Here is a 15383-nt window from a genome sequence, read left to right as displayed (position 1 = left end):
AACCATCCCATGCACCTCACGCTGTTCCACGTCTTAGACCTGCTCGCCAAGAGCACCAGCATCATCCTGCTCGCCTTTGCCACGCTGAGCGTCTGGCGCAGCGCCTCCGCCGCGCAACGCTGTGCGGTCTGGCTGGCCGCCTTCCTGGTTTTGCTCCTTTTGCCGCTGACTCTGCTGTGGCAGCCTTACTGGTCCATCGCGCTGCAGCAGCTGGAGAAGGCGGCGCCTCCGCCCGTGCTGCCGTCCGAAGTGCTGCAGTCTGCAGCAGACACCTTCACGCTCGCGGCGCCACCTGCGCCATCGGGTTTTCAGCTCTCATTCAGCGCCGGGCAGTGGCTGGCCTTCATATGGCTGGCCGGATGCGTCATTCTCGTGGCGTACCGCGCCATCGGCAGCCTGCAGCTTCGTCGTTTGATGTCTCAAAGCCAGCCGGTGGATGATATCCGCATGCTCAGCGCAGCCGCACGCATCGCCGCAGAGTCCGGCGTGCGGCGTGCCATCGCGCTGCGTATCTCCTCTCACGTCACAGTCCCGCTGACCTGGGGCAGCCTTCAGCCGGTGCTGCTGCTGCCCGCCTCCGCCTCGCAGTGGGACGATGACAGCCTCGAAGCCGCGCTGCGCCATGAGATGGGCCACATCCGCCACGGCGATGCACTGACGCGCCTCATCGCCACCTTCATCACCGCTTTCTACTGGCCCAACGTGCTCGTCTGGCTCGCGGGGAAATCATGGCGCGCTGTGCAGGAGCAGGCAGCGGATGACCTCGTCATCAGCTCTGGAGCAGCGGCGGAAAATTATGCACTGCAGCTGCTGGAGGCGGCGCGTGGTGTGCAGGCAGCGGGCGGCTTGCGCGCTCCCGTCATGGCCATGGTCCAGCCCTCCACTTTGGAGACTCGTCTCTCCGCCATCATGGACGGCTCGCGCAATCGCAGTTCCTACAGCCTGCGTGGTGCGGTCACCGGCCTGGTGCTGGCCTCTGGCGTGCTCGCTCTTTGTGCCGCGGCTCAGCTCAGTGCCGCACCCGAAGCCAGCGCTGAAAACCCGCTGAAGACCAAGGCGAACAAGCTCATCATCCCCAGCATGAAACTCAAAGGCGCCAGCCTGGAGCAGGCCGTCGCCTTTGTGCGTCAGCAGGCCACAGAGCTGGATACCGAGCACAAAGGGCTGAACATCGTCATCGAAGATCCCGACCACGAAAAGGATGTGGAGATCACCCTCGATTTCATCACGATTCCGATCAGTGAGGCGATGCATTACATTGCAGAGCTCAGCAATCGCAAGGTGCGCTACGAACCCTTCGCGATTTTCATAGGCCCGGCAAACACCCCGGCCAAACTGGTCACCCGCAGCTTCAAACTGCCCGACGGCGGTGCGGCAAAGATTGGCAATGCGAAGACCTGGCTCTCGCAGCAGGGCGTCTCTTTTCCCGATGGAGCAGCCGCGACTCTTACGCCGGACGGCACCCAGCTCATTGTCCGAAACACCGAGGCGGAGCAGCAGAATGCGACCGTGCTCGTCGAGGCCCTCAGCGCTGGCAAAGCAGTCGCTCCAGCTTCACCTGTGACAGCGCCCGCAGGCAAACCCTCCCCGTTGGAGGCCAAGGCCGCAGCCATCATCATCCCGCAGGTACACTTTCAAAATGCGACGGGGGCCGAGGCCGTGGAGTTTCTCCGACTCAGATCGCGTGAGCTTGATCCCGACAAGAAAGGGCTGAACATCCTGTTCAGAGCCGAAGACATGCCCGCGAATGCAAGCATTTCGCTGGATCTGCGGGACGTGCCCGTGAGTGAAGCACTGCGATACACGGCTGACCTTCTTGGCCTGAGCCTCACGGTGGAGCCCTACGCTTTCATTCTGAAAGCCAGGGCGAACAAGTGATGTGGTTTCGCATTGTTAAGCGTCCCGGAGGGATGCGGAGCGTTCTTAGTTCCGCAGGAACAAAGCCACCTTGCTTCGCCAAGGGCGGCAGCCCAAAGTAGCTCAGTTCCTGTGGAACTGAAGAGCGCACCGTCACGCCGGAAGCGTTCGCGGTTCAAGCAAGGGGTTTGCTGGACAGCGGTACCACTTTTTAACAAGGTGGAAGCAGGACGGCGTCAAACCTGCAGGAGAGACATCGCCACGCTGCCGCCAAAACATGCCTCCACGTCCGAGCCTGCATCGCGCGGACGTGAGGCATACGAGGCGTTGTAAGCATAACCTCCCGCCTCCTTCCGATAGCTCACATTCAACGGTGAATTCGCAGGCTGGCACAGCACGCGTGCCGGCAGGGCCGAGGAACCCGCCGGCAGATGCGGAAGGTTGATGTTCCAAAACGTGCGCTGCGGCTGCTCCCGCGTCAGCGTTTCCTGCAGCAGTTCCGCCACCCACGCCGCCGTGCGCTGCCAGTCCACCGCCAGCTCGCGAATGAGGTAATGTGAAAACGCCATCGAGCGGATGCCATGATACGCCGCCTCCCGCACTGCGGCCACCGTGCCGGAGATCACCAGATCCTGCCCCATGTTCCCACCCGCATTCACTCCGGAGAGCACCAGATCAGGTTTCAAATCGAGCGCAAAGAGAGCCAGCCGCACGCAGTCTGCCGGCGTGCCATGCACCGCGTGGCGGTTCTCTCCCAGCGTCTCCACCTTGAGCAGTTGATGCGTCGTGACACGGTGCCCGCACTGGCTGTGCTCCATGGCCGGAGCCACGATGCTGCACTGCCAGCCTAGCGAAGCCACCGCGCTTTCCAAAGCCTGGAGTCCCGGTGCCCGGATGCCATCGTCATTCGTGAGGAGTACGTGCATCGGTGTTAAGCGAGGTCGAGGATCACTTTGCCACCGCGAGAGCCTTCCTGCGCGCGCTTGATCGCTTTGTTAAAATCCGCCAGCGGCACGATCTCATCGATGGCCGTGACGAGATCTCCTGTTTGGATCAGCGCGGTCAGCGGATTGAGCACTTCGTACAGTTCCTCTGAGCTGGCTTTCTCAAACCACTTGGTGATCCACAGCCCATGCAGCTGCAGGTTTTTGAAGATAAGGAATTTGTTGGGCACCTTCAGACTGCGACGGCTCATGGCACCGTAGGTGACAAGGATGCCCTCGGGGCTGAGCAGATCCATCATGTGAATGGCGCTGTCTCCGCCCACCGCATTGGTGGCCAGCATCACCGGCTCATCGCCCACGATCTTCTTGGCCTCCGCCACGCCTTCGTCCGTGTCCAGCAGCACCGCGTCCGCGCCCAGCGTTTTCAATTCATCAAACAACTCCTCTCGCCGCACAAAGTTCAATGTGCGAAGGCCGAAGTGTTTTGCCAGCTGGATGAAGGCGCGCCCCACGCCGGAGTTTGCCGCATTCTGCGCCACCCATGCGCCCTTGGGCAGATCGGTCTGGTAATGCTTCAGCAGCGCCCAGGCCGTGACGGGATTGATGCGCAGCATGCTCGCCTGCACCTGGTCGATCTGCGGCGGCAGCTTGGCAAAATGATGCTCCGGCTGCGTGAGATGCTGCGTCCAGCACCCCGTGCCCACCAGCGGAATGACCACATCTCCCTTCTCCAGAGACGTCACCGCACTGCCCACGGCCTCCACCTCGCCACACCCTTCATGCCCCGGAATGCAGGGCGGATGCGCCGGGCGGCCATAGGTGCCCTCAATGAAATTCAGGTCCGCCGGATTGACCGGCGCATAACGCATGCGCACCCGCACCTCATGCCCCTCCGGCGGCGCGAGTTCACGTTCTTGAAGCTGCAAAACTTCGGCGGGATTTCCAGTGCGGTCGAATTGAAGAAACTGGGACATGATGGGGAGAGTTACGTCGGGAAGGGGTTTGCGGCTGCGGTTTCAGAGTGGCTTTCAGCCGAATACATTCCTTCGGCAGTCACGTCAAAAGATCAACCTTGGCTCCGGCGTGTCATTCGCGGGTTTCCCGGGGGGCGGGGCCTCGTTCACACGCGAAATCAGACAGCCGCAGACTCTGCCCCAAACGATTTCTTGGCATGAGCCAGCTTCCAGATGCCGCCCAGAACCGCAAGGTGGACCATGCTATCGAGCCTTTGATCTATCGTCGCTGGTCCCCGCGTGCGCTCAGCGGGGAGGGCATTTCGGAAGAGGAAATGCTGACCTTGTTCGAAGCCGCCCGCTGGGCGCCCTCCACCTACAACGAGCAGGAGTGGCACTTCTTGTACGCACGGCGCGATACGCCTCAATGGCCGGCCTTCTTCGGCCTGCTGATGAAAGACAATCAGACCTGGTGCGAGAATGCCGCCATGCTGGTCGTCATCCTGGCGCACAAGGTGTTTGCCAAAAACGGCAAACCCAATCCTGTGCATTTGTTTGACTGCGGCAGCGCCTTTGAAAATCTGGCGCTGCAGGGCGCGGCGATGGGGCTGGTAGTTCATGGCATGGCCGGGTTCGACTTCGAACGCGCGCGCAGCGAACTCAGGGTGCCCGATGACCACGACATCGCCGCCATGTTTGCCGTGGGTCGCCCCGGAGACCCTGAAGAGCTCCCTGAGAAATTGCGTCAAATGGAAGTCCCCTCGGATCGCAGGCCCGTCCATGAAAGCATTCAGGAGGGAGCCTTTCGGAAACACTGACCCTCAACCCAACAATTGGCGGCTATGAAAATCACGATCATCATCCTGCTAACCCCTTCAGGGCTGCTGCCTGTAAACATCAGCATGCAGTCCACGAATTCTGTCCATCAACCCGTGGCTGAGAATGCACTCTGTCCGATAGCGAAGCCCAGCCGGGCGCGCCGGAGGCTGACGCCTCCAGGGCTCAACTGAACAATTGGTCGCGTGGGCTGTCTTGCTCCGTCACTTCGGTTCTCGGATTCCAATTTGCTCCACCGGGATCTTCTTGAACCCGAGCTTAAACGCGGGTGAATCCGGCTTCAGCCTGAAGTCGTCCTTCTGCCAGTCAACAAACAGCGGATCGGCAACCACGCTGTGCTTGTCCCATCCCGCGTTCTGCCACGCTGCCCACTCATCCAGCGGTTCGGCCTCGGTGATGCGCACGTCATCGATGAAGACCTGCCCCTTCGGCTCATGGCAGTCGATGCGCAGCCAGAAGGCGGTCATCCAGGGTTTCCAGCCCGCTTCGTTTTCACGCAGCATGCGGCCAGTGGCTTCGACTTCCTTCCACTCGGGTGTCGCGGTAATGCTGGTGCTGCCGACCTGCCAGTAGCCTTCGCCGTTTTTGAAGGAGGCAAAGGCAAGGCTGAGCTTCGCGGTGGGTTCAGTGCTCTTCACCCGCAGTTTCACGCGATACGCCGCGCCGGGCTTGATCGGCACATCAGGGCCATGGAAGACGCTCTTCGGATTCGGCGGAGTGCCGAGCGCGCAGTCCACGCGCAATGCGCCATCCGCCACCACGAGATTCACATCCTTGTTCGGGCGATGGTTAAAGCCCCAGCCCTTCGGTGTTTTACCGGCTTCGGTTTTGTCAAAGCTCTCCACTACCAGCGGCTCGCCTTTGTCTGGCCCCACCTGATTGATGCCGGTGACAATGGGGTGGCCGCTGTTCCAGGCGATGTTGTTATCAATGGTGTTGTACTTTGGCGAGGCATTGCGGATGTCGCCGTACTTCACGCCGGCGGTGTCGCCAAACATGATGTTACGCTGGAAGCTGTTGCCGCTCATCATCGTGCCGTCTTCGCGAATGGCGTCCTTCGGGTGCAGGTCCATATTGCGCATGCTGTTCCACGCCAGCTGACCGGCCACGGATTCATAGCCTTTGATCATCGTTTCAATGTGGCTGGTGTAGAAGCGCTGGTCCTTCGTCCAGCCATGGAGATCAAACTGAAACTTGCCGCCGAGCGCGAAGATGTTGTTTTCCACCACGCAGTCGCGCGCGTTGTGCATGTGGATGGGCGTGTGCGCCACGCGATAGACGATGTTGCCGATGATGTCGATGCCGCCGCTGTTGTCGTCCGGGTAAAGGCCGAAGGTGAACCACGGATGCTTCAGGCCTCCAGATTCCTGCCCGCAGCCGATGATGTCGTGGATTAAATTATACTGCCACTTGCTGCCGCGGCTGCTGATCCAGTCGCGCCCGCCGGTGTAGATGGCGCCGCCGTCCTGCGTCTCCAGGCAGAGGTGGTGCAGGTGATTGTACTCCACCACCAGATTGTTCCCGCTCATCTGCACGCCCATGCGCGGGCCATCGTGGATGTGGTTGTGCGTAGCGGTGTTGTCCACGCCGTAAATGCTGATGCCGCAGGCGTTCTTATTGTACACACCCATGTGGTGAATGTGATTGTCCGCCGCCACATGGCCCGGCCCCGTAAGCGTCTTGCGATCTCCCCCGCTCAGGCTGATGCCATTGCTGCCAGTGTAACTGATTTCGCAGCGCGAGATGCGCACGTTTTTGCCGTCGCTCACACCCACGCCGCTGCCATGAAACGCCCCCACCTGCGTGATGACGCACTTCTCCACCACGCAATCCTCCGCACGCTCAAACGTGATCGCTGATCCATGGCAGCCCGTCAGCGTGAGGCCTCGAATGGCGATGTTCTTCGCCCCCGCCTTCACTTTGAAAAAGCTCTCCAGCACCGGCAGGCGGACTTCGTACAGTAGCCCTCTCGCTCCGCGAGAGGAGCTGAGAGTGTCCTTGGCCGCAGTGTCGGCGGATTTGTGAGCATCCGCTTTGCCTGCGCTAGCGCTGTGCTCATCTCGCGGAGCGAGATGGCTACTTTCCGGCCAGAAGTACAGCATGCCGCTGCGCTTGTCATAGTACCACTCCCCCGGCGCATCCAGCTCCTCCAGCGCATTCTGAAAGTGGTAGCGATTGTGCGGGTGCAGGTCGTAGCTGCAGTCCTTCTTCAGCGTGAGCAGCCGCGTCTGCGCATCCAGCGAAGCCACCGGCTCCACAAAATTCCACCAGCCATATTGCGCGAAGATGTCGATCTCCACATCCTCCGGGTGCGCCCACTTCCGCACATCCTCTGGCTTCACATACAGCGTGCGTTTCCACTGGTGCCCCTCCGGCGCGCCTGCGGGCGGAAAGGCCGCTACAAAAGCCCAGCCGCCATAGAGCGGATCTGCGGCATTAAAGTTCGGGTAGCGCGCCAGGATCTGTCGCTCGCCGTTGCACAGGAGCTGCTTTGGGATGAACCCCTTCGGCACGAGCTTGGACACATCCGCCTTGATGATCTGCCCGGCATGCTTCTCCCACCCGCTGACCACCGGCGCACCGATGAGGATGCTTTTTTCTCCCGTGATGGTCAGATTCGAATCCTGCGACTCCAGCAGAACCGGCTGCATCAGCTCCGTGGCACCCGCTGGCAGCACAATCGTCGCCGGGGAGCTGTCTCCCGCCTTACGCGCCGCCCGCACCTGCTCCAGCGCCTGAGACATCGAGAGGGCAGGGGACACCCGCACCTCTACGGCTTGGGTGGGGGCGGTGGCAAGTACGGCGAAAGTGAGAGCGAAAAGCAGGGAACGGGTCGGAAGCATGGTTGCCTCTAGCGATACGCGGCACCGGGCAGGAGGGCAAATGAGCGTTGTCATCATGACTTGTGCTTTTCCCTCAGACTTCCGCTTAGTTTCATTGACGCTTCCAGCTCCGCCTGATAAGAAAAACGGCAAATTCGCATGTCAGACACCGCCCCTGCTTCGCCACTGGACCAGTTCACAGGACGCATTGAGCCAACGAAGGTGTCGCTGCTTTACCAGTTGGGGCTTGGATTTGTCGCGTTCGCCATGGTGCTGCTGCCCGTCGTTTATGTGGCGTTCATCTTGGGGGTTGGCTGGCTGGTGCTTTGGCATTTGGAGGCCCATTCGGGCATGGGAGAGAATATCGAAGGGCGTGCCGCATTGATCGCGCTTGGGGCCTATCTGGCACCGGCTGTCGTGGGGGGCATTCTCATTCTTTTTCTGCTCAAGCCCCTGTTTTCAAGTCCGGAAAAAAAGCCGCAGGTGTTCAAGCTGGCAAAGGCAGACGAGCCGCTGCTGTTTGAGTTTGTGGCCAGAATTTGCCAGCACGTCGGCGCTCCGGTGCCCAGGGAGATTCGGCTGGATACCCAGGTCAATGCCTCCGCTGGATTTCGCCGCGGCTGGCTCAGTTTTTTCGGCAGTGATCTGGTGCTTGTCATCGGCCTGCCGCTGGTGGCGGGCATGACCACGCGCCAGCTCGCGGGCGTGCTGGCCCATGAGTTTGGCCACTTTTCACAGGGTGCCGGCATGCGCCTGAGCTATATCATCCGCAGCGTGAATCTCTGGTTTGCCCGTGTCGTTTTTGAGCGTGATCAATGGGATCAAACGCTCGCCGACTGGTCGAGCATGGAGGACGTTCCGAGCATCGAAGGTCTGCTGGTCAAGATTCCGCTCAAGCTGGCGCAGGGCGGCGTCTGGGTGGGGCGCAGGGTGCTCTGGTGCCTCATGCATCTGGGGCATGCCATCAGCTGCTTCATGTCCCGGCAGATGGAATTTGATGCCGACAGTTACGAGGCCAAGCTGGCGGGCAGTGAAGAATTTGCGCGCACCGCCGAGCGCCTGCGCCACCTCGGCCTCGGCCATGCGATAGCTATGCACGATGCCGAGGAGACTTATCAGTCCAAAGAGCTCCCGGAGGATCTGCCCGCCCTCGTTTCATGGCGCGAAAAGAATCTGACGGCGGACAAGCGCGTCGCAATCGACAAGCTGTCTGCCGAAAACAAAACCCAATGGTGGGACACCCACCCTGCGGACGCCGACCGGGTGAAAGCCGCCCTCGCCTGGCGTGCTCCGGGTATCTTCCACCACGAGGCCCCTGCGGCGGAGCTTTTTGCCAATTTTAACGCCACCTGCCGCGCCGTCACCCGCCACTTCTTTGAGCAAATCCTGGAAATCTCCCTGGAGAAGGTGAGCCTTCGCGATGCCGAAGGTGTCGAGGAAGGCCGCCAGGTGGCCGACACGTACAAGCAAAACCTCACGGCCTTCTACGACAAGAATTTCCACCCGCTGCGCATCAAGCCCATCGAGCTGGAAGACAGCGGTGCATGGCGTGAAGCACGGGCTCAGATGCAGGCGCTCAGCAAGACCTACGGCCATCAGCTTGAGCATCTGGAGCGGCAGCAGGACCGGCAGCTTAAACAAATCGTGGGGCGCGATCTCATCACCGCGGGTTTTGTGGTTTCCGAGCCCGGGCAGTTTTTCCTGACTTCCGGGTCAAAGAACGGCGCCGATCTGGCCCTGCAGCAGACCCAGCGAGAGCTGCAAAAGCTCCACGGCATGATGAGCGGCTACGAGGGCGGTTGTGCCCGCCGCCTGTCTGCTGCGCTGGGCGCATGGCGCTCCCGGCAGGCGGATGAGGCTGCCCTGCAAAACTTTGACCGTCTTCTGGTCGCTCAGCGCGTCTTGGCCGGGATGGTGTCCGGCTTGATGCTGACCTCTTGCACCATCCATTCCTTGCAGGTCATCTTGGGCAATGCCCAGCATCATCCCGATGGAGCGGAGCTGAAACGTCAGGCTCTCGCCTTGGTGCAGCGCATCGATACCGCCTACAACGAATGCAAACTCGCGCTGAGCGCGATACCGCATCCTTACCTCCCAGACCACCCGCCCATGTCTGAGGTGATGATCCTTCCAGACAAACTGGAAAACGAATGGGACGGCGCCGCCCAGCAGATCCGCATCTTCACCGAGGTGCTTGTCCCGCTGTTTATCCGCATCATGGGAGATCTCTGCGGCTTCGTCCTGGAGGCGGAAAAGGAAGAGAACGTGGGCACTGCCAGCCCCGTCCCGGCAGGGGCCGGCGCCGCGGCAGCTTAGGGCAGGGGGCGGGTCGTCAGCCCTTAGCCTCCCCCAACTTTGAACTTGAGGGCCTTGCCACCCGCCCCCATCTCGCTAGGCTCCGCGCTCCTTTTCCCTGAACCATGAGCGCCCCTGACACTGCTGCCAAGAACTACAAAGACACCGTCCTGCTGCCGAAGACCGACTTTCCCATGAAGGCGGACCTCGTCGCACGGGAGCCGCAGCGCCTGGCGAAGTGGCAGGAGGGCAAGCTCTACCAGCGCATCGTGGCGCAGTCCAAAGGCCGCCCCACCTTCATCCTGCATGACGGCCCGCCGTTTGCGAATGGCGACGTTCACATGGGCACCGCGCTGAACAAGATCCTCAAGGACCTCATCGTGAAGTCGAAGACCATGGCGGGCTTTCACACGCCTTTCGTCCCGGGTTGGGACTGCCACGGGCTGCCCATCGAGTTCAAGGTGGTGAAGTCTGCTGCTGGCCTCACGCCGGTAGAGGTGCGCCAGCGCTCCGAGGCGGAGGCACGCAAGTACATCGACATCCAGCGCAACAGCTTCAAACGCCTCGGCGTTTTTGGCGACTGGGACAACCCCTACCTCACGCTGGACCCCGTGTATGAGTCCGGCATCCTGCGCACCTTTGGCAAAGCGGTGGAGCAGGGCCTCGTGTACCGCATGAAGCGCCCCGTGCTCTGGAGCTACGGCGCGCAGACCGCGCTCGCAGAGGCCGAGGTGGAGTACAAGGAAAAGACCTCGCCTGCGGTGTATGTGAAGTTTGCCCTGGTGAATCCGCCGCCCGGCTGCGATGGCGCATCGCTCGTCATCTGGACTACCACGCCGTGGACGCTGCCTGCCAACCTCGCCATCGCCCTGCACCCCACCTTTGACTACGTCAGCGGCAGCTTCGCGCATGAAGACGGGCGGGTGGAAAAACTCGTCATCGCCAAGTCCCGTGTGGAGGCCTTTGGTGCTGCCGCCGGCTTCAAGCTGAACACCGAGCACGCCAATGAGGAGTTCAAAGGCAGCGCGCTGAATGGCCTCGACGCGCAGCATCCTTTCCTCCCGCGCACCTCCAAGGTGATCAACACTCTCTTCGTCACTGACGACACCGGCACCGGTGCCGTGCACATCGCCCCCGGCCATGGTGCGGACGACTACCAGGCTGGCCGCGAACATGGTTTGGAAATCCTTTCCCCGGTGGATGCCGATGGCAAATACACCGCTGAGTGCGGACTGCCTGAATTCGTGGGCAAGCACGTCTTCCAGAGCAACGAGGGCATCATCGAAATCCTCAACGCGAAAGGCGCGATCCTGGGCAACGAGAAGTACGTGCATCAGTATCCGCACTGCTGGCGCTCCAAGACGCCCATCATCTTCCGTGCCGTGGAGCAGTTCTTCATCAAGATCGACGACATCCGCGCCAAGGCGTTGTACGAAATCGACAAGGTTCACTGGATGCCCGCCTGGGGCCGCAACCGCATCTACGGCACGGTGGAGAGCCGCCCGGACTGGTGCATCAGCCGCCAGCGCACCTGGGGCGTGCCGCTTCCCGTCTTCTACTCCGCCAGTGGCGAGATCATCATGGACCCCGAGATCATCAACAAGGTGTCCGTCATCATCGCCCTGCACGGCAGCAATCTCTGGTTTGAAAAAGACGACGCCTGGTGGGCCGCCGAGGTGGGCCTGCCCGCAGGCACCAAGCGCGGCAACGACACGCTCGACGTCTGGATCGACTCCGGCTGCTCCCACGTCTCCGTGCTCGATCAGCACCCCGAGCTGCATGCCCCGGCAGACATGTACATCGAGGCCACCGACCAGCATCGCGGCTGGTTCCAGAGCAGCCTCATGATGAGCGTGATTGCCCGTGGGCACGCGCCGTACAAGGCCGTGATCACCCACGGCTTTGTGGTGGACACCAGCGGTAAGAAGATCAGCAAGAGCGACCAGGGCAACGCTGGCAAAAACGCCAAGCCCATGACCGCCGACCACTACTACAACACCTACGGCGCCGACATGGTGCGCCTCTGGGTGGCCAGTGTGGACTACCAGAACGAGGTGCCCTTCTCCGAAGACCTCTTCAAGCAGAATGGCGAAAACTACCGCCGCATCCGCAACACCCTGCGCGTGCTGCTTGGCAATCTTTCCGGTGAAGCACCCGCTTCAGGTGCCACACCCGCCTACACCCTCGTGGACCGCTGGATCCTCGAGCGCCTGCACGTCGTCACCAAGGAATGCGTGGACGCCTACGCGCACTACGACTTCCGCAAGGTCTTCACCGTCATCAACAGCTTCATCACCGGAGACCTCAGCTCGCTCTACATCGACATCACCAAGGACCGCATGTACTGCGATGCCGCCAGCAGCCCGCGCCGCATCGCCACGCAGGCCGCCATCCGCGAGATCACCGAAACCCTCTGCCGCCTCCTGGCCCCCATCCTGGCCTTCACCGCCGACGAAGCCTGGGAGCACCTCGGCCACAAGGACAGCGTGCACATGGAGTCCTTCCCGCAGCCCAATCCCGCTTTCCCCGGCAGCGATGCCACCCTGGCCGTGAACGAGCTGCTCAAGGTCCGTGGCGTCATTCAGCAGGCCATCGAAAAAGCCCGCCAGGAAAAGAAGATCGGCTCCAACCTCGAAGCCACCGTCGCCCTCACCCTCCCCGCCGAAGGCTTCGACCATCCCGTCTTCAACGATCCCGCCACCCTGCACGAGTTCCTCATCCTCAGCGAACTCAAGATCACCCGCGGCGGCGACCTCTCCGCCACCGTCCAGGAATCCACCCACAGCAAATGCGGCCGCTGCTGGAAGTATCTGCCGGATGTAGGAGCCAATGCCGAGCACCCGACGCTTTGCGGCAGGTGTGTGGAGGCGGTGTCCTAGGTTCGAGTAGCACTCAAATTCATTCTCTCGCTAAAGCCTGCATCTCACGATGGACCTCACCCAGTTTGATCACCTCGAACTGCTCGGAGGCTTTCTAGTTCTGAGTGTCAAAGTGAGCGAGGAACCGATGATTGATGCTATCGGCAGGGAGGCTCTTGCCACTACCTCCATTGTCGGACGTGAGTTTGAGATCACGCTTGCTTGCGGCATGTCCGAGAAAGAACTTTCCGTCACCCTCTATCATGAGGTCCTTGAAGCTGCTGCTGTGGCCTCTGATGATCCACCTGAAAGTTTAATCGAGTTCAACGAAGCTGACTTTGATGCCGCCGCCTACGCTGCGCATGCCAAGTTTGGTCCAGCCAGCCCGGCCACCCTGAACCACATGTTGCGTTTCCACGGTTTTGACGAACTTTAACTCTATGCACGCCGACAAGATCCAGATCACCCTGATCAAGCTGAAGAGCGGCTCCCGTCTTCTCCGCCTCACCGAGCCGGAAACAGGTCTGGCCCTTGAGCGGGCGCTGAACCCCGAGCGCCCGCTGCTTTCACAGAAGCAGCAGCTCAAAGCCCTGTTTGAGTCCATGCTTCAGAGTGCTGCGGTTCTGCTGGCGGCATGAACGGCCTTCTCTTCCATGCGACGGTGCCCAATAAAACCGCGGTGTTGGTCAGCAGGGCATTGAAAATGGTGTGCGAGAAGTGCGTGGAAATGGTGGGGTAATACTCTGAGTTAATAGATTTCGAGGGGGCGAGTGTTCTCCCGTCTCTAAATCATCATGGAGTGGAAAATCTGCGTTCTCTACATTTCAAAACAGTTACTTCGCTCGCACAAATCTCGAGCCTCCCCTTCCTGAATCGTCTCCTTGAGAGCGGCGAGTGACTTCCATGCCCTTCCGCATTCGCCGCATCCCCATGTCTTGACCTTTCGGTCATAGTGCACATCACCCCAACACTGTTTCTCCGGACATTTGTACATCAATTCGGTGCCATCATGGATCAGTGAAAGGAGTTCGTCTGCGTTCAGGTCTAGATCGGTATGTTTTGAGAGAAATGAAGTTACCAACTTAGCCTGCCAGAATTTGAGCTCCACCTTGCCTTGGTGATTCACATAGATCGCAGCCATGAACTTCTCGAATTTCGGCCCGCAGTACTGCTCGAAGAGTTCACGTGGAGAATTCATAAGACAGGTCTGATTCCTCAGTGCATGGGTGTCCGTTCTCTCAGTGGGCCAAGAAGGAGGATACGCTCGATGATGTAATTGATCGAGTAAAAGGAAAAATGCCAGGCATTTTGCATCCCTTCGTGGTGGGTTTGCTGTTGCCGTTCGGGCTTAGTTTTAGTTTGTTTGGGGGACGAAGCACGGTTGCCTACTATGTAAACTCAGGTGTTCTGGCTGCGATTGTCCTCAAGTTATCGTGGAACATGTTTACCATCAGATGGGCGCTCAAAGGGGCTTGGGCGACGGTGTTTCTTTTTGACCGCTGCATGGAGGCCTTTTGGCTCCTTCTGATCTGGCTTCTCTTCTACCGCTTCACCTTCGGCCTTCCCAGCCGCCGCTATTTTGGTGTATATGTGCCAAATGAATCGTCCGCGCCATAAGGCAAGGGGCTACAAGTCTGTAAACGACCTGCGGTAAGTCTCCGGATGTCGCGCGCTGTGGAGCAAGGCGCCAAAGTAGAGCAGATCGTCATCGACTAGATAATAGATGATGTAGGGAAAGCGGCGCACCAGGCATCGGCGAACGCGGCAGTCCAAAACTCGCCAGCGCAGCGGGTCTGCCTGGATTTCCACAGCAGCAGACTCGACGGTCTGCAGGAAGCGCCTGCCGAGCGCGACGTCCTCGGCGCTGTAGCGCCCTGTGATGCAGCAGAGTTCTGCCTGGAACTGCTTTGAATAGACCACCTTCATCCCACGAGCGCCTTGGCTGTGGCAAAAACCTCATCGTGGCTGAGGCCCGGCTCGCGGCCGGATTTGAAGGCTTCATAGCGACTTTCAATTTCCGCAACGAGGGTCGAATCGTTGTCCCACTGCGCAGGCAAATCGGCATCGACCGTTTCCCAGATGATTTCCGCCAGGAAGCGCCGCTCTTCGGGAGAAAGGCGAACGGCTTGCTCAAAGATTTCTCGGGTGGCCATGATACGGGGAGGTTAACGGCTACCCTTGAAATGCCAAGCTGGAAGTGTCTACATCTTGGGCTGCCTCGGATGCCTGCCGACATAACGTATCTCGCCTCCTACCTCACCAAAAAATCCCGCGTGATCTGCTTAACCGACGCCGCGCCCGCCTGCCTCATATCAATCTGCAGTTCTTTGCGCAGGAGCGTAAGAATGGTTTCGACACCGCTCTGGCCGAACGCAGCAAGCGCCCCGAGATACGGTCTGCCAATGCACACAGCGCTGGCGCCCATGGCGAGGGCTTTGAAGAAATCGGTGCCACGGCGGAAGCCGCCATCCACGAGCACGGGCACCTTGCCGTTCACGGCGTCGATGACTTCAGGGAGGCAGTCGATGCTGGCGCGTTTGCTGTCCTCGCTGCGACCACCGTGATTGGAGACGATAATGCCGTCCACGCCGTGCTGCAATGCGAGTGAGGCATCTTCCTTCGTGACGATGCCTTTGATGAGAAGCTTCATGGACGTGAGCTCTTTGAGGCGCGGGAGGACGTCCCACGTCATGTTCAGTGGGAGCTGCGTGGTGACCTTGGAGAGATCGAGCCCGGCAAACATGGGCCTGCGACTGGCGACGGCGTTGTAGGTGAAGCCGCCGATGTGGCAGTCCGTGCACTTCACGGGGGCGGAGC

General features: G+C 60.3%; 14 protein-coding genes. 7 read left to right on the top strand and 7 right to left on the bottom strand.

Translation table 11 applies throughout. The annotated features are described in order from the left end of the window. Window positions 1-9: 9 nt before the first annotated feature. Window positions 10-1878, top strand: coding sequence for a M56 family metallopeptidase (locus tag ACILSR_RS24135; protein ID WP_395752373.1), 1869 nt, complete (start codon window positions 10-12; stop codon window positions 1876-1878). A 215-nt stretch (window positions 1879-2093) separates the two neighbouring features. On the opposite strand, the gene surE is transcribed toward ACILSR_RS24135, so the two are convergent. Together surE and ACILSR_RS24125 are read right to left on the bottom strand one after the other, a co-directional pair. Continuing rightward, window positions 2094-2783, bottom strand: coding sequence for a 5'/3'-nucleotidase SurE (gene surE, locus ACILSR_RS24130; protein WP_395752372.1), 690 nt, complete (start codon window positions 2781-2783; stop codon window positions 2094-2096). Window positions 2784-2788: 5 nt separating this feature from the next. After that, complete coding sequence (locus tag ACILSR_RS24125; RefSeq protein ID WP_395752371.1) at window positions 2789-3775, bottom strand: MDR family NADPH-dependent oxidoreductase; 987 nt, start codon at window positions 3773-3775, stop codon at window positions 2789-2791. A 197-nt stretch (window positions 3776-3972) separates the two neighbouring features. On the opposite strand from ACILSR_RS24125, the gene ACILSR_RS24120 reads away from it, so the two are divergent. Further along, window positions 3973-4572 (top strand): nitroreductase family protein, encoded by a 600-nt coding sequence (locus tag ACILSR_RS24120; RefSeq protein WP_395752370.1) that lies wholly within the window; start codon window positions 3973-3975, stop codon window positions 4570-4572. Window positions 4573-4794: 222 nt separating this feature from the next. Here the strand turns inward: ACILSR_RS24120 and ACILSR_RS24115 are convergent, their stop codons facing one another. Further along, entirely contained in the window at window positions 4795-7434 is a 2640-nt protein-coding gene (locus tag ACILSR_RS24115; protein ID WP_395752369.1) for a right-handed parallel beta-helix repeat-containing protein, read from the bottom strand. 138 nt (window positions 7435-7572) lie between these two features. On the opposite strand from ACILSR_RS24115, the gene ACILSR_RS24110 reads away from it, so the two are divergent. From ACILSR_RS24110 to ACILSR_RS24095, 4 genes are all read left to right on the top strand, one after another. Next, entirely contained in the window at window positions 7573-9729 is a 2157-nt protein-coding gene (locus ACILSR_RS24110; protein WP_395752368.1) for a M48 family metallopeptidase, read from the top strand. Between the two features lie 104 nt (window positions 9730-9833). After that, entirely contained in the window at window positions 9834-12587 is a 2754-nt protein-coding gene (gene ileS / locus ACILSR_RS24105; protein ID WP_395752367.1) for an isoleucine--tRNA ligase, read from the top strand. 49 nt (window positions 12588-12636) lie between these two features. Further along, window positions 12637-13002 (top strand): hypothetical protein, encoded by a 366-nt coding sequence (locus ACILSR_RS24100; RefSeq protein WP_395752366.1) that lies wholly within the window; start codon window positions 12637-12639, stop codon window positions 13000-13002. 4 nt (window positions 13003-13006) lie between these two features. Continuing rightward, on the top strand, window positions 13007-13204 hold the full coding sequence (locus ACILSR_RS24095) for a hypothetical protein (RefSeq protein WP_395752365.1): 198 nt from the start codon (window positions 13007-13009) through the stop codon (window positions 13202-13204). Window positions 13205-13383: 179 nt separating this feature from the next. On the opposite strand, the gene ACILSR_RS24090 is transcribed toward ACILSR_RS24095, so the two are convergent. After that, window positions 13384-13764: a hypothetical protein gene (locus ACILSR_RS24090; RefSeq protein ID WP_395752364.1), complete on the bottom strand. Its 381-nt coding sequence runs from the start codon at window positions 13762-13764 to the stop codon at window positions 13384-13386. Window positions 13765-13862: 98 nt separating this feature from the next. Here ACILSR_RS24090 and ACILSR_RS24085 point away from each other — a divergent pair, with 98 nt between their 5' ends. After that, a complete protein-coding gene (locus ACILSR_RS24085) occupies window positions 13863-14183 on the top strand; it encodes a hypothetical protein (protein WP_395752363.1) in 321 nt (106 codons plus the stop codon). A gap of 9 nt (window positions 14184-14192) precedes the next feature. Here the strand turns inward: ACILSR_RS24085 and ACILSR_RS24080 are convergent, their stop codons facing one another. The 3 genes from ACILSR_RS24080 to ACILSR_RS24070 form a co-directional block, all read right to left on the bottom strand. Further along, window positions 14193-14492, bottom strand: a complete 300-nt coding sequence (locus tag ACILSR_RS24080; protein ID WP_395752362.1) for a type II toxin-antitoxin system RelE/ParE family toxin — start codon at window positions 14490-14492, stop codon at window positions 14193-14195. Further along, window positions 14489-14719, bottom strand: a complete 231-nt coding sequence (locus tag ACILSR_RS24075) for an addiction module protein (RefSeq protein WP_395752361.1) — start codon at window positions 14717-14719, stop codon at window positions 14489-14491. The genes ACILSR_RS24080 and ACILSR_RS24075 overlap by 4 nt, the downstream gene beginning before the upstream one ends. A 98-nt stretch (window positions 14720-14817) precedes the next feature. Then, window positions 14818-15383, bottom strand: a 566-nt coding sequence (locus ACILSR_RS24070; RefSeq protein WP_395752360.1) for an alpha-hydroxy acid oxidase, incomplete at its 5' end; no start/stop codon positions are given.

The organism is Prosthecobacter sp., from assembly GCF_044222565.1.
GTDB lineage: Bacteria > Verrucomicrobiota > Verrucomicrobiia > Verrucomicrobiales > Verrucomicrobiaceae > Prosthecobacter.
The sequence above is the reverse complement of the archived record's forward strand: the minus strand, read 5'-3'. Positions and strand labels throughout refer to the sequence as shown.

Bases quoted from the DNA above. Each gene is read 5' to 3' on its own strand.
- ACILSR_RS24125 (WP_395752371.1), bottom strand. From the start codon at position 3,775: ATGTCCCAGTTTCTTCAATTCGACCGCACTGGAAATCCCGCCGAAGTT.
- ACILSR_RS24090 (WP_395752364.1), bottom strand. From the start codon at position 13,764: ATGAATTCTCCACGTGAACTCTTCGAGCAGTACTGCGGGCCGAAATTC.
- surE (WP_395752372.1), bottom strand. From the start codon at position 2,783: ATGCACGTACTCCTCACGAATGACGATGGCATCCGGGCACCGGGACTC.
- ACILSR_RS24110 (WP_395752368.1), top strand. From the start codon at position 7,573: ATGTCAGACACCGCCCCTGCTTCGCCACTGGACCAGTTCACAGGACGC.
- ACILSR_RS24115 (WP_395752369.1), bottom strand. From the start codon at position 7,434: ATGCTTCCGACCCGTTCCCTGCTTTTCGCTCTCACTTTCGCCGTACTT.
- ACILSR_RS24075 (WP_395752361.1), bottom strand. From the start codon at position 14,719: ATGGCCACCCGAGAAATCTTTGAGCAAGCCGTTCGCCTTTCTCCCGAA.
- ACILSR_RS24080 (WP_395752362.1), bottom strand. From the start codon at position 14,492: ATGAAGGTGGTCTATTCAAAGCAGTTCCAGGCAGAACTCTGCTGCATC.
- ACILSR_RS24095 (WP_395752365.1), top strand. From the start codon at position 13,007: ATGCACGCCGACAAGATCCAGATCACCCTGATCAAGCTGAAGAGCGGC.
- ACILSR_RS24085 (WP_395752363.1), top strand. From the start codon at position 13,863: ATGCCAGGCATTTTGCATCCCTTCGTGGTGGGTTTGCTGTTGCCGTTC.
- ACILSR_RS24100 (WP_395752366.1), top strand. From the start codon at position 12,637: ATGGACCTCACCCAGTTTGATCACCTCGAACTGCTCGGAGGCTTTCTA.
- ACILSR_RS24120 (WP_395752370.1), top strand. From the start codon at position 3,973: ATGAGCCAGCTTCCAGATGCCGCCCAGAACCGCAAGGTGGACCATGCT.
- ACILSR_RS24135 (WP_395752373.1), top strand. From the start codon at position 10: ATGCACCTCACGCTGTTCCACGTCTTAGACCTGCTCGCCAAGAGCACC.
- ileS (WP_395752367.1), top strand. From the start codon at position 9,834: ATGAGCGCCCCTGACACTGCTGCCAAGAACTACAAAGACACCGTCCTG.